This is a genomic window from Pantoea sp. LS15, from assembly GCF_012241585.1.
Taxonomy (GTDB): Bacteria; Pseudomonadota; Gammaproteobacteria; order Enterobacterales; family Enterobacteriaceae; genus Enterobacter.
In genome coordinates this window covers 59,292-75,840 of sequence record NZ_JAAVXA010000005.1, presented here as the reverse complement: position 1 = coordinate 75,840, position 16,549 = coordinate 59,292, and the positions used below count along the sequence as shown (strand labels likewise).

Annotated in this window: 18 protein-coding genes and 1 riboswitch; of the genes, 6 read left to right on the top strand and 12 right to left on the bottom strand. The window is 55.2% G+C overall.

Translation table 11 applies throughout. The features are described from left to right. The first annotated feature begins 6 nt into the window (after positions 1-6). Complete coding sequence (locus HED65_RS09835; RefSeq protein WP_114978431.1) at positions 7-1,113, top strand: ABC transporter permease; 1,107 nt, start codon at positions 7-9, stop codon at positions 1,111-1,113. Here HED65_RS09835 and HED65_RS09830 read toward each other — a convergent pair. Beyond that, the gene (locus tag HED65_RS09830) at positions 1,075-1,485 is read right to left on the bottom strand and encodes a YbhQ family protein (protein ID WP_014883088.1); all 411 of its coding nucleotides are present in this window, start codon (positions 1,483-1,485) and stop codon (positions 1,075-1,077) included. The genes HED65_RS09835 and HED65_RS09830 overlap by 39 nt on opposite strands. A gap of 133 nt (positions 1,486-1,618) precedes the next feature. On the opposite strand from HED65_RS09830, the gene HED65_RS09825 reads away from it, so the two are divergent. Genes HED65_RS09825 through HED65_RS09815 form a run of 3 tightly spaced genes read left to right on the top strand, consistent with a single transcriptional unit; the run spans position 1,619 to position 4,577 of the window. Continuing rightward, entirely contained in the window at positions 1,619-2,380 is a 762-nt protein-coding gene (locus tag HED65_RS09825) for an endonuclease/exonuclease/phosphatase family protein (protein WP_114978430.1), read from the top strand. Continuing rightward, entirely contained in the window at positions 2,377-3,615 is a 1,239-nt protein-coding gene (clsB, locus tag HED65_RS09820) for a cardiolipin synthase ClsB (RefSeq protein WP_114978429.1), read from the top strand. The genes HED65_RS09825 and clsB overlap by 4 nt, the downstream gene beginning before the upstream one ends. Continuing rightward, positions 3,615-4,577, top strand: a complete 963-nt coding sequence (locus tag HED65_RS09815) for a lysylphosphatidylglycerol synthase transmembrane domain-containing protein (RefSeq protein WP_114978428.1) — start codon at positions 3,615-3,617, stop codon at positions 4,575-4,577. Before clsB ends, HED65_RS09815 begins: the two co-directional genes overlap by 1 nt. A 78-nt stretch (positions 4,578-4,655) precedes the next feature. On the opposite strand, the gene HED65_RS09810 is transcribed toward HED65_RS09815, so the two are convergent. The 6 genes from HED65_RS09810 to moaA all read right to left on the bottom strand — a co-directional run bounded on the left by HED65_RS09810 (position 4,656) and on the right by moaA (position 8,135). Continuing rightward, positions 4,656-5,363 (bottom strand): Bax inhibitor-1/YccA family protein, encoded by a 708-nt coding sequence (locus HED65_RS09810; protein WP_024908758.1) that lies wholly within the window; start codon positions 5,361-5,363, stop codon positions 4,656-4,658. Positions 5,364-5,427: 64 nt separating this feature from the next. Continuing rightward, entirely contained in the window at positions 5,428-5,880 is a 453-nt protein-coding gene (gene moaE, locus HED65_RS09805; RefSeq protein ID WP_114978427.1) for a molybdopterin synthase catalytic subunit MoaE, read from the bottom strand. A 1-nt stretch (position 5,881) separates the two neighbouring features. Then, the gene (moaD, locus tag HED65_RS09800) at positions 5,882-6,127 is read right to left on the bottom strand and encodes a molybdopterin synthase sulfur carrier subunit (RefSeq protein ID WP_023310854.1); all 246 of its coding nucleotides are present in this window, start codon (positions 6,125-6,127) and stop codon (positions 5,882-5,884) included. After that, positions 6,120-6,605, bottom strand: a complete 486-nt coding sequence (moaC, locus tag HED65_RS09795) for a cyclic pyranopterin monophosphate synthase MoaC (RefSeq protein ID WP_049008689.1) — start codon at positions 6,603-6,605, stop codon at positions 6,120-6,122. The genes moaD and moaC overlap by 8 nt, the downstream gene beginning before the upstream one ends. 3 nt (positions 6,606-6,608) lie before the next feature. Further along, positions 6,609-7,121 (bottom strand): molybdenum cofactor biosynthesis protein B, encoded by a 513-nt coding sequence (gene moaB, locus HED65_RS09790; RefSeq protein WP_114978426.1) that lies wholly within the window; start codon positions 7,119-7,121, stop codon positions 6,609-6,611. Positions 7,122-7,145: 24 nt separating this feature from the next. Further along, positions 7,146-8,135 carry a GTP 3',8-cyclase MoaA gene (moaA, locus tag HED65_RS09785; protein WP_114978425.1) on the bottom strand — a complete coding sequence of 330 codons (990 nt, stop codon included), beginning with the start codon at positions 8,133-8,135 and terminating at the stop codon, positions 7,146-7,148. Further along, positions 8,123-8,257, bottom strand: a riboswitch (molybdenum cofactor riboswitch). It overlaps the preceding gene by 13 nt. A 225-nt stretch (positions 8,258-8,482) precedes the next feature. Here moaA and yvcK point away from each other — a divergent pair. Next, on the top strand, positions 8,483-9,391 hold the full coding sequence (gene yvcK / locus HED65_RS09780; protein WP_114978424.1) for a uridine diphosphate-N-acetylglucosamine-binding protein YvcK: 909 nt from the start codon (positions 8,483-8,485) through the stop codon (positions 9,389-9,391). Positions 9,392-9,432: 41 nt separating this feature from the next. Here yvcK and uvrB read toward each other — a convergent pair whose 3' ends face one another. Beyond that, complete coding sequence (uvrB, locus tag HED65_RS09775; protein WP_049006456.1) at positions 9,433-11,448, bottom strand: excinuclease ABC subunit UvrB; 2,016 nt, start codon at positions 11,446-11,448, stop codon at positions 9,433-9,435. A 753-nt stretch (positions 11,449-12,201) separates the two neighbouring features. On the opposite strand from uvrB, the gene HED65_RS09770 reads away from it, so the two are divergent. Next, positions 12,202-12,924, top strand: coding sequence for an ABC transporter ATP-binding protein (locus tag HED65_RS09770; RefSeq protein ID WP_114978423.1), 723 nt, complete (start codon positions 12,202-12,204; stop codon positions 12,922-12,924). Here HED65_RS09770 and bioD read toward each other — a convergent pair. The 4 genes from bioD to bioB are packed head-to-tail and all read right to left on the bottom strand — an operon-like array spanning position 12,887 to position 16,514. After that, positions 12,887-13,588 carry a dethiobiotin synthase gene (gene bioD / locus HED65_RS09765; protein ID WP_168112386.1) on the bottom strand — a complete coding sequence of 234 codons (702 nt, stop codon included), beginning with the start codon at positions 13,586-13,588 and terminating at the stop codon, positions 12,887-12,889. The two genes, HED65_RS09770 and bioD, sit on opposite strands and share 38 nt — an antisense overlap. Then, a complete protein-coding gene (gene bioC / locus HED65_RS09760) occupies positions 13,581-14,336 on the bottom strand; it encodes a malonyl-ACP O-methyltransferase BioC (RefSeq protein ID WP_114978421.1) in 756 nt (251 codons plus the stop codon). The genes bioD and bioC overlap by 8 nt, the downstream gene beginning before the upstream one ends. Further along, a complete protein-coding gene (gene bioF, locus HED65_RS09755) occupies positions 14,320-15,477 on the bottom strand; it encodes an 8-amino-7-oxononanoate synthase (protein ID WP_114978420.1) in 1,158 nt (385 codons plus the stop codon). The genes bioC and bioF overlap by 17 nt, the downstream gene beginning before the upstream one ends. Further along, on the bottom strand, positions 15,474-16,514 hold the full coding sequence (gene bioB / locus HED65_RS09750; RefSeq protein WP_047173447.1) for a biotin synthase BioB: 1,041 nt from the start codon (positions 16,512-16,514) through the stop codon (positions 15,474-15,476). Before bioB ends, bioF begins: the two co-directional genes overlap by 4 nt. Positions 16,515-16,549: the final 35 nt, after the last annotated feature.

Sequence of the window (16,549 nt, the reverse complement as noted above, 5' to 3'; positions counted from 1 at the left end):
GCGAACATGTTTCACCGTTTATGGACATTGATCCGCAAAGAATTGCAATCGCTGCTGCGCGAGCCGCAAACCCGTGCCATTCTGGTGTTGCCGGTACTTATTCAGGTTTTACTGTTTCCGTTTGCCGCCACGCTTGAGGTGACGAACGCCACCATCGCCATCTACAACGAAGACAACGGTAAACACTCCGTTGAACTGACGCAGCGTTTTGCACGTGCAAAAGCCTTTACCCACATTCTGCTGCTGAAAAGCCCGCAGGAAATCCAGCCCACTATCGACACACAAAAAGCACTGCTGCTGGTGAGATTCCCGGCAGATTTTTCCCGTAACCTGGACACTTTCCAGACCGCACCCATGCAGTTGATCCTCGACGGACGTAACTCCAACAGCGCCCAGATCGCGGCCAACTACCTGCAACAGGTGGTCAAGAATTACCAGCAGGAGCTGATGGAGGGCAAACCTAAACCCAATAACAGCGAACTGGTGGTGCGTAACTGGTATAACCCGAATCTGGATTACAAATGGTTTGTGGTACCGTCGCTGATCGCCATGATTACCACCATTGGGGTGATGATCGTCACCTCTCTGTCCGTCGCCCGCGAGCGCGAACAAGGTACGCTGGATCAACTACTGGTCTCCCCGCTTGCTACCTGGCAAATTTTCGTCGGTAAAGCGGTTCCGGCCCTGATTGTTGCCACCTTTCAGGCCACCATTGTACTGGGCGTGGGTATTTGGGCGTACCAGATCCCCTTCGCCGGATCGCTGGCGCTGTTTTACTTCACGATGGTGATTTATGGTCTGTCACTGGTGGGATTTGGACTGCTGATTTCAGTGCTCTGCTCCACGCAACAGCAAGCGTTTATCGGGGTGTTCGTCTTTATGATGCCAGCGATTTTGCTTTCGGGGTATGTTTCCCCAGTCGAGAACATGCCAGTGTGGTTGCAGGATTTAACGTGGATAAACCCGATTCGACACTTTACGGATATCACCAAGCAAATTTATCTGAAGGATGCGAGTCTGGATATTGTGTGGGGAAGTTTGTGGCCGCTACTGGTCATAGCGGCCACGACGGGCTCAGTGGCGTACGCGATGTTTAGACGCAACATTGCGTAGCTTTTTCTCTTTGGTCAGTAACGAGACCACCGCAGGCCCTGCGAGGATTGCCAGACCGGCCAGGGCCAGCAGCAGGTTGTTTTGCAGTACACGGGACAACAACCAAAGCACAATCATCGCGGCACCAAAGTACCAGGTGGTGGTGAGCTCTTCGAGCACATCACCCACCTCACGCCAGCGTGCTTCATGGTGGCGCTGTAAGAACAACATCGACAGTACGGTGACGCCGTAAAGGACGCATAGTCCCAGGCCAACACGCACCAGCGTGCCACTCATCCAGCCCATCACCAGCACGGCCACGACCAGTAAATGCAACATTATCTGCCAGCAACTCAGGCCAGTTGCGACACGAACACGTTGTTGCCACTTCATGGCTTCTCTCCTGAAGGATTTTTCTCTGCTTATTCAGACTACCGCACTTTACGGAAAATTCCGTAACACCGCATCTTTTTGTGACGCCTACTACACTTTATTTTCATCGGGATAGACACTCAGGAAGGAGCTTATGACGCCAAAAATGCAGCATTTCTCGCTTAACGTGCTGACAATAAACATTCATAAAGGCTTCACAGCATTTAACCGCCGCTTCATTTTACCGGAGCTGCGCGACGCGGTACGCACCGTCAATGCGGACATTGTTTGCCTGCAGGAGGTAATGGGCGCACACGAAGTGCATCCGCTCCATGTTGAGAACTGGCCTGACACGCCCCACTACGAATTTCTGGCCGACACCATGTGGAGTGATTACGCTTACGGGCGCAACGCGGTCTATCCGGAAGGCCATCACGGCAATGCGGTGCTGTCACGTTTCCCGATTGAATATTACGAGAACCGCGACGTTTCCGTCGGGGAAAGCGAAAAACGCGGCCTGCTTTACTGCCGCATCACTCCACCCGACCTTGAGCTTCCCATCCATGTCGGCTGTGTTCATCTCGGTCTGCGCGAAGCCCATCGCCAGGCGCAGCTGAACATGCTGGCCGAGTGGGCCAATGCACTTCCTGAAGGTGAACCGGTGGTCGTGGCCGGCGATTTCAACGACTGGCGACAGCGGGCGAACCATCCGTTGAAAGTGAATGCCGGGCTGGAGGAAATTTTCACCCGCGCGACCGGCAGACCCGCGCGCACCTTTCCGGTACGTTTCCCCTTGCTGCGTCTTGACCGGATCTACGTGAAAAATGCTCACGCCAGCAGTCCGACCGCCCTGGCGTTACTCAACTGGCGACATCTCTCCGACCATGCCCCGCTGAGTGCGGAGATCCACTTATGAAATGTTCCTGGCAAGATGGTAACCGGATCACGCTGCTGGTTAATGGCGACGAGTATTACCCGGCCGTGTTCAAAGCGATTGACCATGCAAAGCAGAAAGTGATCCTCGAAACCTTTATCTGGTTCGAAGACGACGTCGGTAAACAACTGCACAGCGTGCTGCTGCGCGCCGCCCGGCGTGGTGTCAATATTGAAGTCCTCCTTGATGGCTATGGTTCACCGGATCTCAGTGACGCCTTCGTCAATGAACTCACTTCAGCGGGTGTGATCTTCCGCTACTACGATCCCGGAACTCGCCTGTTCGGCATGCGTACCAACCTTTTCCGCCGGATGCACCGCAAAATTGTGGTGGTGGATGAGACGGTGGCGTTTGTCGGCGGCATTAACTACTCCGCTGAACATATGTCCGATTACGGCCCGGAAGCGAAACAGGATTATGCGATCCGCATCGAAGGGCCCGTGGTTCAGGATATTCTGCTATTCGAACTGGAAAACTTGCCCGGTAAAGAGGTGGTACGTCGCTGGTGGAAGCGCCGCCATCGTCCGGAGGAGAACCGGAATCCCGGCGAAGCGCAGGCACTTTTCGTCTGGCGAGATAACGCCGAGCACAGAAACGACATTGAGCGTCATTATCTGAAGATGCTCGCCAATGCGAAGCGTGAAGTGATCATCGCCAACGCCTACTTTTTCCCGGGCTATCGTCTGCTGCATGCCATGCGCAATGCGGCTCGACGTGGGGTACGTGTGAAGCTGATTGTGCAGGGCGAGCCGGATATGCCGATAGTCAAAGTCGGCGCACGGCTGCTGTATCACTATCTGGTGAAAGGTGGTGTGCAGATTTACGAATACCGCCGTCGCCCGCTACACGGCAAAGTTGCGTTGATGGACGATCACTGGGCAACCGTCGGCTCCAGTAACCTTGACCCGCTAAGTTTATCGCTCAACCTTGAAGCAAACTTGATCATTTACGATCGCCAGTTTAACCAGACACTGCGGGATAACCTGCAGGCATTGATCGTCAACGACTGCGTGCGCGTGGATGAATCCATGGTACCCAAACGCACCTGGTGGAACCTGGGCATCAGCGTGCTGGTGTTCCACTTCCTGCGCCATTTCCCGGCGATGGTCGGCTGGCTGCCAGCACATACACCAAAACTGGCGCTCGTGGAGCCGCCTGTGCAACCTGAAATGGAAACCCAGGATCGCGTTGAAGCGCAAGACGGAGGGAAAACCTGATGTCAAAATCGCATCCGCGCTGGCGGCTGGCAAAAAAAATCCTCACCTGGATCTTCTTTATTACGGTCGCCGTGTTGCTGGTGGTTTACGCGCAGAAAGTTGACTGGGAAGAGGTGTGGAAAGTTATCCGCAACTACAACCGACTGGTGCTGCTGGCTGCCGTTGGCTTGGTTATTATCAGCTATCTGATGTACGGCTGCTATGACCTGCTGGGGCGCGCCTATTGCGGCCACAAACTGGCTAAACGCCAGGTAATGCTGGTGTCGTTCATTTGCTATGCCTTTAACCTGACATTAAGCACCTGGGTCGGTGGGATTGGCATGCGCTATCGCCTCTACTCGCGGCTGGGACTACCGGGCGGAACTATTACGCGAATTTTCTCGCTCAGCATTACCACCAACTGGCTGGGGTACATTCTGCTCGGCGGGGTGATTTTTACCCTCGGTGTGGTGCAGTTGCCCACGCACTGGTATATCGATGAGGCCACGCTGCGTATTCTCGGCATCGTGTTGCTGCTGACTATCGCTTTTTATCTGTGGGCCTGCGCCTTTGCTAAACGCCGTCATATGACCATTAAAGGGCAAAAGCTGGTATTACCTTCATGGCGCTTCGCGGTGTTGCAGATGGCGGTATCCAGCGCCAACTGGATGACTATGGGGGCAATTATCTGGCTGTTGACTGGCGAAGATGTGAACTACTTCTTCGTGCTGGGCGTACTGCTGGTGAGCAGTATTGCCGGGGTGATTGTCCATATTCCGGCAGGGATCGGCGTGCTGGAGGCGGTGTTTATCGCGCTGCTGGCCGGGGAACATGTCTCTCAGGGGACGATTATCGCTGCCCTGCTGGCCTACCGTATGCTGTATTACTTCCTGCCGCTGGCGCTGGCAACGGTCTGTTATCTGATGCTGGAGAGTCGGGCGAAAAAGCTGAGAGCGAAGAACGAGAAGGCGTTGGCAAAATAAAAGCAAAACGGCAACCAGGTTGCCGTTTTTTAGTTTCGTAGGCCGGGCAAGGCGCAGCCGCCACCCGGCAAAACAACTTTAACGACGGTTGCCGAAGATCCGCAGCAGCATCAGGAACAGGTTGATAAAGTCCAGATACAGCGTCAGGGCCCCCAGGATCGCGTATTTGCGCAGGTTCGAACTGTCGCGTACGTCGATCTGCTCGCCGATGTTTTTCAGCTTCTGGGTGTCATAAGCCGTCAACCCAACAAAGATCACCACCCCGATATAGGTCACCGCCCACATCAGTGCTTCACTCTTCAGCCACAGGTTCACCAGCGACGCCAGCACAATCCCAATCAGCCCCATAAACAGCATACTGCCAAAGCCGCTCAGATCGCGTTTGGTGGTGTAACCGTAGAGGCTCATCGCACCAAACATCCCGCCGGTCACCACAAAGGTACTGGCGATGGAAGAGTAAGTGTAAACGATGAAAATGCTGGAAAGCGTCAGCCCGGTCAGCGCCGAGTAGAGCATAAACAGCGTAGTCGCCATGCCGGCACTGAGCTTTTGCACCAGGCCTGAAAGGACGAACACCAACGCTAGCTGGGCAATAATCAGCCCAAAGAAGGTGATTTTGCTGGAGAAGATAAACATCATCAGCTCCGGTGTATTGGCCGCATACCACGCGATAAACGCGGTCAGCAACAGGCCAACCGTCATCCAGCCATACACCTGAGCCATATACGTCTGCAGCCCACTACGGGTCTGCTGTACTATCGAATCGGAACGCGGAAATCGGTCCATGATTCACTCCTGATTAAGATTAAGTTGACACACACGTTAAGATTAACACATCCACGTAAACCGACTACCAACGGCTGGCGGCTTGTTTATCGCTGTCGCGAGATTCAACCCAGCGGTCACCTTCCGGCGTGGCTTCAAGCTTCCAGAACGGCGCTTTGGTTTTGAGGTAGTCCATAATGAACTCCCCTGCCGCAAACGCGCTGCCACGGTGTGCGCTGGTCACCCCGACGAAGACAATTTCCTCGCCAGGCCACATTTCGCCAATACGGTGGATAACTGTCACTCGTCCGAGCGGCCAGCGCCCGCGTGCTTCTTCCACAATCGCCGCCAGCGATTTTTCCGTCATGCCCGGATAGTGCTCCAGGGTCAGTGCTTTCACGCTGTCACCCAGGTTGTGGTTACGCACTTTGCCGGTGAAGGTCACCACCGCACCGTCTTCATCACGCTCAGCCAGCCAGTTATATTCTGTACCCACGCTGAAGCGTTCAGGACCTACCAGAATTCGGGTTTCCGCCATCTTAGCCCCCGGTCACCGGTGGGAAGAACGCCACTTCATCACCTGCGTTCAGCGGATGGGTGAACTCCACCAGCGTCTGGTTAACAGCGGCCAGCAGCTTGCCTTCGTCCAGCGCCAGCGCCCAACGGTCGCTTTGTGCGGCAAGATGCGCGCGCAGGGCGGCAACGTTTTCGAAGGACGCATCCAGCGTCAGGCTGTCGGTATTCACCAGCTCACGTACCTGGGCAAAAAAGAGCACCTTAATCATGGCTGTCCACCTTAAAATCGCCGGATTTGCCGCCGCTTTTCGCCAGCAGGCGAACCGGGCCAATCACCATATCTTTTTGCACCGCTTTGCACATGTCGTAGATCGTCAGCGCGGCAACAGAGGCCGCGGTCAAGGCTTCCATCTCCACGCCTGTTTTGCCGGTTAAGCGACAGAGTGACTCAATGCGAACGCGGCTGTGCTCTGGCTGCGCCTGCAGATTCACCTCAACCTTGCTCAGCATCAGGGGATGGCACAACGGGATTAAATCCCATGTACGTTTGGCGGCCTGAATTCCTGCAATACGGGCAGTCGCAAAAACGTCGCCTTTATGATGGCTACCGTCGATAATCATCGCCAGGGTCTCCGGCAGCATGGTGACGAACGCTTCCGCGCGTGCCTCGCGCACCGTTTCCGCTTTGGCGGAGACGTCCACCATATGCGCTTCGCCAGCGGCGTTAATGTGGGTCAGTTGTGACATAGCTTATTTCTTTAAATGGGGATGGAAATTACACGGACGGGTACGGGCATCCAGCTGTGGGGCGATAATATTGTCCCACGCAGTGCGACAGGCTTTCGTCGAGCCAGGCATGGCGAAAATCAGCGTGTTGTTCGCGACACCCGCTACCGCACGCGACTGCAGCGTGGAGGTACCAATCTCTTCAAACGAGAGCATACGGAAAACTTCACCGAATCCTTCCACCTCGCGGTCAAACAGCGGGAGCAGCGCCTCGGGGGCTTGATCGCCTGCGGTAAAGCCGGTGCCGCCAGTAATCAGCACCACCTGCACCTCATCGCTGGCAATCCACTGCGAAACCTGCGCGCGAATGGCGTAGCGGTTCTCTTTCACAATCGCTTTATCAACGATCTTATGACCCGCTTCGTGGGCTGCATCACGCAACCAGTGGCCGGAGGTATCATCCTCTTCGCCACGACGGTCGGAAACGGTAAGGATAGCAATGCGTGTCGGGATAAATTCTGCGCTTACCTGACTCATCTTCTGATTCCTTCTTAAGCCTGATTACCCGCCGATGTAAGACAGGTTCTGAGTAATTCCGGTGTTGCCCTGATGCAGGAAGTGGGTCTGTTTTTTATGCGTCAGCGCTTCAGAAATGCGTGCTTCAAGTGCATCCTGCTGCGCATCGTCTTCCAGCAGATCGCGAAGGTCTACGCCGCCGTCGCCGAACAGGCAAAGATGGAGCTTACCAACGGAGGAGACGCGCAGGCGGTTGCAGCTGGCGCAGAAGTCTTTCTCATAGGGCATGATAAGCCCAATCTCCCCTTCGTAATCCGGGTGACAAAAGACCTGTGCCGGGCCGTCGCTGCGCTGGCGGATCTGATGGATCCAGCCGCGTTTCAGCAGCTCGTCGCGCAGCACCATGCCAGAGATGTGATGACGACGGAACAGCTCGCTGCCCTCGCCGGTTTCCATTAGCTCGATAAAGCGCAGTTGAATGGGACGTGATTTGATCCACGCCAGGAAGGTGTCCAGCTGATGATGGTTTACATCGCGCATCAACACCGTGTTGACTTTGACTTTTTCGAAGCCCGCCGTGAACGCGGCATCGATACCATCCATGACCTGCTGGAACTTATCCTGACCGGTAATGGCATGAAACTGACGGGCATCGAGGCTATCGACGCTAACGTTGATGGCGGTTAATCCCGCATCACGCCAGTTCGCCACGTCACGCGCCATGCGGTAGCCGTTGGTGGTGACCGCAATCTGGCGGATACGTTTGTTTTCACGCACGGCAGCAATGATGTCGGGGAAATCGCGACGCAACGAGGGCTCGCCCCCGGTCAGACGCACTTTTTCCGTGCCGAGTTCAGAGAATGCGCGCGTCACACGCCGCACTTCATCCACGGAGAGAAAGCCGTTATTGGTGACGCTGCCCGGTTTGTAGCCATCGGGCAGACAGTAGGTGCAACGGAAGTTGCACACATCGGTAATCGACAGACGTAAGTAATAAAACTTACGCGCGAAAGCATCAGTAAGTTGTGAAGCCATGTACACCTTTCCAGATACGGGAGGCACAGTCATTTCTTTCTGTACCCTGGTGGCAAATTCGCCACGGCCAGAGCGCCATATCTTTCGACACAGGCACAAGGGCTAGAGTGTATGTTTTCAATTTTGAAAACGTGGTTATGGCGATAGTAGCGCGGAAATTCTGACTGCGCCATTATCCCTTTACGCTATATAATCATCTATATAGCGAATCAATCCTGAATTTTCACTACAGAATACCTAAAAACCGCACTTTCACATTGATATACGTCATTTTGCATCGGCTGAGGCATCGTCTTTTAGGGGTAGTTAGGTTACTGTTACGCGATCAAACGTGATAAGGAATACGTATGCGCAATCGCACTTTTGCGGATCTTGACCGGGTAGTCGCTCTTGGCGGAGGCCACGGCCTGGGTCGGGTTATGTCCTCTTTGTCGTCACTCGGCTCAAGGTTGACAGGGATAGTAACCACCACCGATAACGGCGGCTCAACCGGACGCATCCGTCGTGCCGAAGGCGGCATTGCCTGGGGAGACATGCGCAACTGTCTGAACCAGTTAATTACTGAACCGAGCGTGGCTTCGGCGATGTTTGAGTACCGTTTTGGCGGTAATGGCGAACTTTCCGGGCATAACCTCGGAAACTTGATGTTAAAGGCGCTTGATCACCTGAGCGTACGGCCTCTGGAAGCCATCAATTTAATCCGTAATCTGCTTAAAGTCGATGCATTCCTGATCCCTATGTCTGAACAACCGGTTGACTTGATGGCAATCGATGCCGAAGGACATGAAGTTTACGGCGAGGTGAATATTGACCAACTCATCCTGCCGCCAACAGAGTTAATGACCTACCCGAGCGTACCCGCCACGCGAGAAGCGGTGGAGGCAATCGGGGAAGCGGATCTTATCCTGATCGGTCCGGGCAGTTTTTATACCAGCCTGATGCCGATTCTGCTGGTGAAAGAGCTGGCACAGGCGCTGCGCCGCACCCCTGCCCCGATGGTTTACATCGGCAACCTGGGCCGTGAGCTGAGCCCGGCAGCGGCGAGCTTGTCGCTGCCGGACAAACTGAATTTAATGGAGCATTACGTCGGGAAGAAGATCATTGACGGCGTGGTGGTGGGGCCAAAGGTTGATGTATCCGGTATCGGCGATCGTCTGGTGGTGCAGGAGCCGCTGGAGGCCACAGACATCAAATACCGTCATGACCGCCACCTGCTGCGTGAGGCACTGGAGAAAGCGATTCAGGCGCTGGGATAACCAAATATGCCCGGTGGCGCTGCGCCACCGGGCAAAATCCACTACGATGCCGCGATAAAGAGATCCCGCAACTGATGTAACTGGTCGCGGATCTGCGCCGCCTCTTCGAACTCCAGATTCTGCGCGTGCTGCATCATCTGGCCTTCCAGTTCGTGGATTTTCTGCTGCAACGCTTTTGGCGTCAGCACAACGGTATCCTCTTCCACCACTGAACGCGCCTTGCCGCGACCTTTCGTTTTGGTCTTCGCAATGTTCTGACCCAGCGCCAGGATATCCACCACCTTCTTGTTCAGCCCCTGCGGGATGATGCCGTGCTCTTCGTTGTAGCGCTGCTGCTTCTCGCGGCGGCGCTCCGTTTCACCAATCGCTTTCGCCATCGACGGCGTAATTTTGTCACCGTACAGAATCGCTTTACCGTTAACGTTTCGCGCGGCACGACCAATCGTCTGGATCAGGGAACGTTCAGAACGCAGGAAGCCTTCTTTGTCTGCATCCAGAATCGCCACCAGCGAGACTTCCGGCATATCCAGACCTTCTCGCAACAGGTTGATCCCCACCAGCACGTCAAACTCGCCCAGACGCAGATCGCGGATAATCTCCATACGCTCAACGGTATCAATATCCGAGTGCAGATAACGCACCTTCTCACCGTGCTCTTCCAGATACTCGGTCAGGTCTTCTGCCATGCGTTTAGTGAGTGTGGTCACCAGCACACGCTCATTAATGGCGGAACGGGCGCGGATCTCAGAAAGCAGGTCATCCACCTGAGTCGCCACCGGCCGGACTTCAATGACCGGGTCCAGCAACCCTGTTGGACGCACCACCTGATCAACCACCTCGTCGCCTGATTTCTCCAGCTCGTAGTTACCAGGCGTTGCCGACACATAAATGGTTTGCGGCGCTAGCGCCTCAAACTCTTCAAACTTCATCGGACGGTTATCCAGCGCCGATGGCAGTCGGAAACCATACTCCACCAGCGTCTCTTTACGCGCGCGGTCACCGCGATACATCCCGCCGATCTGTGGGATCGTGACGTGGGATTCGTCGATCACCAGCAAACCGTCTGCCGGGAGGTAATCAAACAGCGTCGGCGGCGGCTCGCCCGGCCCACGACCGGAGAGGAAGCGTGAGTAGTTCTCAATACCGGAGCAGTAACCCAGCTCGTTCATCATCTCCAGATCAAACTGGGTTCGCTGGCTCAGACGTTGCTCTTCCAGCAGCTTATTGTTCGCCAGCAGCACCTTACGGCGCTCGGCCAGCTCCACTTTGATCTCTTCCATTGCCTGCACGATACGCTCGCGTGGCGTGACGTAATGCGTTTTCGGGTAGATGGTGAAGCGCTGGATCACCGACTCAATATGGCCGGTCAGCGGGTCAAATAGCGACAGGCGTTCAACCTCTTCGTCAAACAGCTCGACACGCAGCGCCATGTCGTCCGATTCAGCCGGGAAGATGTCGATCACTTCACCGCGTACGCGGAAGGTGCCACGCTGGAACGCCTGGTCGTTGCGGGTGTACTGCAGCTCTGCCAGGCGGCGTAAAATCGCACGCTGATCGATGATCATCCCCTGCGTCAGGTGCAGCATCATCTTGAGATACAGATCCGGATCGCCCAGACCGTAGATCGCAGAAACAGACGCCACCACCACCACATCACGACGCTCAAGCAGCGCTTTCGTTGCGGAAAGACGCATCTGCTCAATGTGTTCGTTTACCGAGGCATCTTTCTCAATGAAGGTGTCAGAGCTCGGAACATAGGCTTCTGGCTGGTAGTAATCGTAGTAGGAGACAAAATATTCCACCGCGTTATCCGGGAAGAACTCTTTCATCTCGCCATAAAGCTGCGCAGCCAGGGTTTTGTTGGGGGCAAGTACCATTGTGGGACGCTGCAGGTCCGCGATAACGTTGGCAATGGTAAACGTTTTGCCCGAGCCGGTTACCCCCAGCAGCGTCTGGTGCGCCAGCCCATCTTCCAGCCCCTCTTCCAGACGACGGATCGCCTCAGGCTGATCGCCAGATGGACGGAAAGCAGAATTCAATTTGAACGGTTTACTCATGGGCGACGACCTGATGACGTTATAAGCGGCAGGTGAGTAATTTTACTCCTTGTTGCCAGGAATGCCAGTAAAAAACACTGGATGAAAAACCAGTAGCATGTCAGGATATTTAGAGTAGCGACTGAATGATTAGCGTAATAGCGGTCAAAGTTTGGACTCTGACAACATAAAACACCACCCGGGCCAGGTTATCCCCAGAACTTTTTCTTTTTTAACATTTGTCAAGCCAGGTAATGATAGTTTTATGGCAACCGGTGACACTTTCATTACGGTAATTGCTTTTATCTAACCAATTAAATAATAAGCGATATTTTCTAAAGCCGTGTTTCGCGCCAATTTGGGCGTAAGCCGCGTCTTCTCTCGCTTATCGCGTGTTTTCTAACTCTAATACACATGGTTATCCACAGGAATAGTGGATAACTGCTTCCAGCCCGTGCAGACTGCCGCTCAGCAAATTCCCGGATTTTCCCATGGGACAGCAACAAAAAATTTTTATAGCTATTTTTTGGTGATTAACAGTTGTGTCATTCATAACCAACCGATGGGATCTTGCTCACATTTCCATCATTTCCTGCCCTGCACCACAACTCAACATCTCTGGCACCGTCGATGTGCAAAACCTCAATTTGTTATCCCGCAACGTTGAGGTTTACTCCTAAAAAAGCTCTTTTTTTAATCACTTTCAGGTTTCTGGCAGGAGTTTTGCACAATCAAAAACGAGCCTCACCTACACACATTTTTAAGGAGAGAAAGATGTTGAGTCTGCGTGCAGTGAATCAGTTTTACGGAAGCCAACATACGCTATGGAACGTGGATTTAGATTTTCCGCAGGGGATGTGTACAGGCGTGGTTGGCCTGCCGGGAATGGGAAAAACCACGCTTATGAATTGTATCGCCGGGAAACTGCCCGTCGAGAGCGGCACGATTATCTGGCATGAAGCAGGGGCCCCGCCATGTGATTTGCTCAACCCGCCATCAGAACAACGTTCAGACCCGAAAATAGGCTATGTCCCGCAGGACAGGCGGATCTTCTCCCAGTTAACGATTGAGGAGAATCTGCATATTGCCATGCGAGCGACAGGAAAACCCGACCCGGAAGCAAAAAGCGATGTTTACGACCTTTTCCCGGAGCTCTACGCGCTGCGACAGACCCGCGCCAACACGCTCTCACCAGACGACCAGTATCAGTTGGCTCTGGCCAATGCGCTGGTGAATCGCCCGCAAATGCTGATTCTGGATGAACCCATGCATGGTGCAGGTCACGGCTTTGCCCAGAAGCTGGGGCTGCTGCTGGCGCGCTTAAACCGGGAGTTAGGTATGACGGTGTTATTAGCTGAACAGCAGCTGTCGTTTATCCGCCGGGTTGCGGACCGTTTCTGTATGCTCTATCGCGGGCGTAACGTGGCGCAGGGCCACGTTAAGGAACTGGATGACGAGCTCATCGCTCACTGGATGTCGCGGGAAGCAAGACGCTGAGATCAAGATAATGACCCGTTTCGGCATTTTCCGCGCCGTCAGCAAGCCAGGGAATTTCCCCGAGGCACGGCGCGGGAATGACACGCCTGAGTGTCGTCAGATACTCCTGGTGTCGTTTACCGGGTTCAACTACGTCGTTAGCTATCCAGCCTGCCAGATGCAGTCCAGCCTGCTGTACGGCCTGTGTGGTCAACATAGCGTGATTGATACAGCCCAGCTTGACGCCGACGACAAGGATGACCGGGAGCCGCTCGGCCTGTACCCAGTCAGCAAATGTCTGCGTGTCCGAAAGCGGCGTAAACCAGCCTCCTGCCCCCTCCACCAGCACCCAGTTTGCCTGGTTTTCCAGTGTCCGCAACCCGGCAGACAGCGCGGCGAAATCAATCGGCCGTCCTTCGTCGGCGCTGATAATGTGCGGCGACGTCGGCTCGGCGAAGGTGTAGGGATTCACCGCTGAATAGTCGAGTTTAAGAGTACTGTTACGCTGCAGCGCCAGCGCATCGGTGTTGCGTAACCCTTCCGCAGTCATCTCGCTGCCGGAGGCAACAGGCTTATAGCCAGCAGTCGCTTTTCCCCGCTGCCGCGCCGCCTGCAACAGTGCAGAACTGGCAACTGTTTTGCCCACTTCCGTATCCGTTCCGGTGACAAAATAACGTTCAGTCACGTTCGATAATCCCATGAAAAAGTTGATAAGAGAGCGGGAAATGCCCCCGCTGCTGTGGCCAGGCCAGCTCCAGGTGTTGCAACTGCCCACGGGTGAGTGGCTTTTTCTCGCGTCCGGCATGCAGGTGCGTGGCACCAATGCCCTTGAGCGAGCGCATGGCACTGACTGCATCGCTGAAATTGAGGGTGATGACCTGCACCGTGCTTCGATAGCGCCAGCCTGCCAGCGCCTGCGTGACCTGATCATGCGATAAAAATCGGTTGGCATGCGGCTGTTCATCAACTGCTCGCCACGCCTGATCCAGCTCCGGTAGCGAGCTTTCCAGCAGCGTGGTAAAGGCCACCTTGCCACCCGGACGCGCCATGCGGTAAAGCTCGCTTAACGCCAGTGGCAGGCTGTTACACCATTGCACTGCCAGATGGCTCCAGACCAGATCAAATTGAGCCTCGGCCAACGGAATGGCCTCGATATCCGCCACCAGATAATGATGCGCAGCCTGCTGATGACGCGCCTCATCAAGCATGTCTGATGACAGGTCAATGGCCGTAACGTGGCTTCCCGACTCGCGCCAGTATCGACTATTCCCGCCGGGACCACATCCGGCATCCAGCACCTGCGCAAAACGGGTCTCGCCGAGTAAAGCCAGTAACCCCAGTGCACTCTGGCGCTGGAGTTCATCATGCTGCGAATAGCTGCGTGCCGCCCGGCCAAACGCTGCCGCAATGGCCTGTTTATTGACTGGCGACATACAGTGCCTCCAGAAGTGCCGAAATGTCCTCTGCTTCGTGCGCCGCCGTCAGTGTCAGACGCAGACGCGCCGTGCCCGGTGGCACGGTGGGTGGACGAATGGCAGTTACCCACATCCCCTTCTCGCGCAGCGTCTCTGCCAGCGTGAGCGCCAGACTGTTTTCACCCACGATCACCGGCTGGATGGCGCTTTGCGAATCGGTACTGCGGAAAGGAAGATGGCACAACCCCTGACGAAAACGCTGAATATGTTCCGCCAGACGCTCACGACGTTCTTTGCCTTCCTGGCTGCGGATCACCGCCATTGACGCAGATAACGCCACGGCCTGGGCGGGTGGCATACTGGTGCTGTAAATCAAATGCCGGGCGAACTGCAACAGATAGTCAGCAACGGACTCACTGCACAATACAGCGGCTCCGCTCACACCAAAGCCTTTGCCGAAGGTCACAATCAGCAGTTCCGGCTTCACGCCTTGCTGGTGCGCGCTACCGCGTCCTTCATCCCCCATCACACCAATACCGTGGGCATCGTCGACCAACAGCCAGGCGTTTTGCCTTTTTGCTGCCTCGTGCAGCGCGGCAAGCGGCGCGCTGTCGCCGTCCATGCTGAACACACCTTCCGTGACCGCCAGTTGTTGACCGTCGCAGGGTTTATCCAGCAGCGTAGCGAGTTGCCCCGCATCGTTATGGGCAAAACGGCGCAGCTGAGCCGGGCTTAAATTTGCCGCCTCCAGCAGCGAGGCGTGGCTTAAACGGTCGGCGACAATGCGGTCATCTTTTCCCAACAGGGCAGCGATAACCGCCTGATTCGCGGCAAAACCAGAGATAAACAGCAACGCACGCGGGTAACCCAGCCAGTCGGCAAGCTCCTGTTCCAGTGCCTGATGCGCTGTAGTGTATCCGCTGACATGTCCCGAACCACCGCTGCCCACGCCAAATCGCTCCGCCCCCTGCTGCCAGGCGCGAACGATGGCCGGATGCTGGCTCAGCCCGAGATAATCATTGCTGGAGAAATTACAAAACTGCCGGTTATCACGGGTAAGAAAACGGCCTGCGCCGTTTTCAACTACCCTGCGGACGCGAAACGCATCTGCCGCCCGACGCTCTTCCAGCGCGGAATGGATACGTGCCTGCCAGGTCATACGGCTGCCGCGTTATAGAACTGTTCGGTGTCGGCGTTGAAAATCTGCTGCTCCAGTTGCTGCTGTTGCTCGTTATCACCCGTCAGCACCTCTGTCTGATGCGGGTTAAGCCCCAGTTTACGGAACAACTGAACATCTTTGTCCTCTTCCGGGTTCGGTGTGGTCAGCAGTTTGCAGCCGTAGAAGATGGAGTTGGCCCCGGCCATAAAGCACATCGCCTGGGTCTGCTCATTCATCTGCTCGCGACCTGCGGAGAGGCGAACGAAAGAGGTCGGCATCATGATGCGCGCCACCGCAATGGTGCGGATAAAGTCAAACGCATCCACGTCGTCGTTATCCGCCAGCGGCGTGCCTTTGACCTTCACCAGCATGTTGATTGGCACGCTTTCCGGCGGCGTTGGCAGGTTCGCCAGTTGCAGCAGCAGACCCGCGCGATCTTTCACCGTTTCACCTAAGCCCACAATACCGCCTGAACAGACTTTAATACCGGCATCGCGGACTTTATCCAGCGTGTCCAGACGCTCCTGGTAGGTACGCGTGGTGATGATATTGCCGTAAAACTCTGGCGAGGTGTCGAGGTTGTGGTTGTAGTAATCCAGCCCGGCCGCAGAGAGGCGCTGCGCCTGCTCTTCATTCAGGGTACCAAGGGTCATACAGGCTTCGAGTCCCATCTCCTTAACGCCCTTCACCATCTGCTCCAGATACGGCATGTCGCGATCGTGCGGGTTTTTCCACGCGGCACCCATGCAGAAGCGGGTCGAGCCCGCGTTTTTCGCCTTACGCGCCGAGTCGAGCACCTGCTCTACTTCCATCAGCCGTTCAGATTCCAGACCGGTTTTATAACGCGCGCTCTGTGGGCAATATTTGCAATCTTCCGGGCAGGCACCGGTCTTGATCGACAGCAGCGTACTGACCTGTACATGGCGGGGGTCGAAGTGCTGACGATGTACCTGTTGGGCTTCAAACATCAGCTCAAGGAAAGGCTTGTTAAATAATTCAGTGACTTGCGACATCGTCCAGCGTGCGTGGTGAGCCATTGGGCTTCTCCAAAGGGTTTTGTTAATTTTCGGTT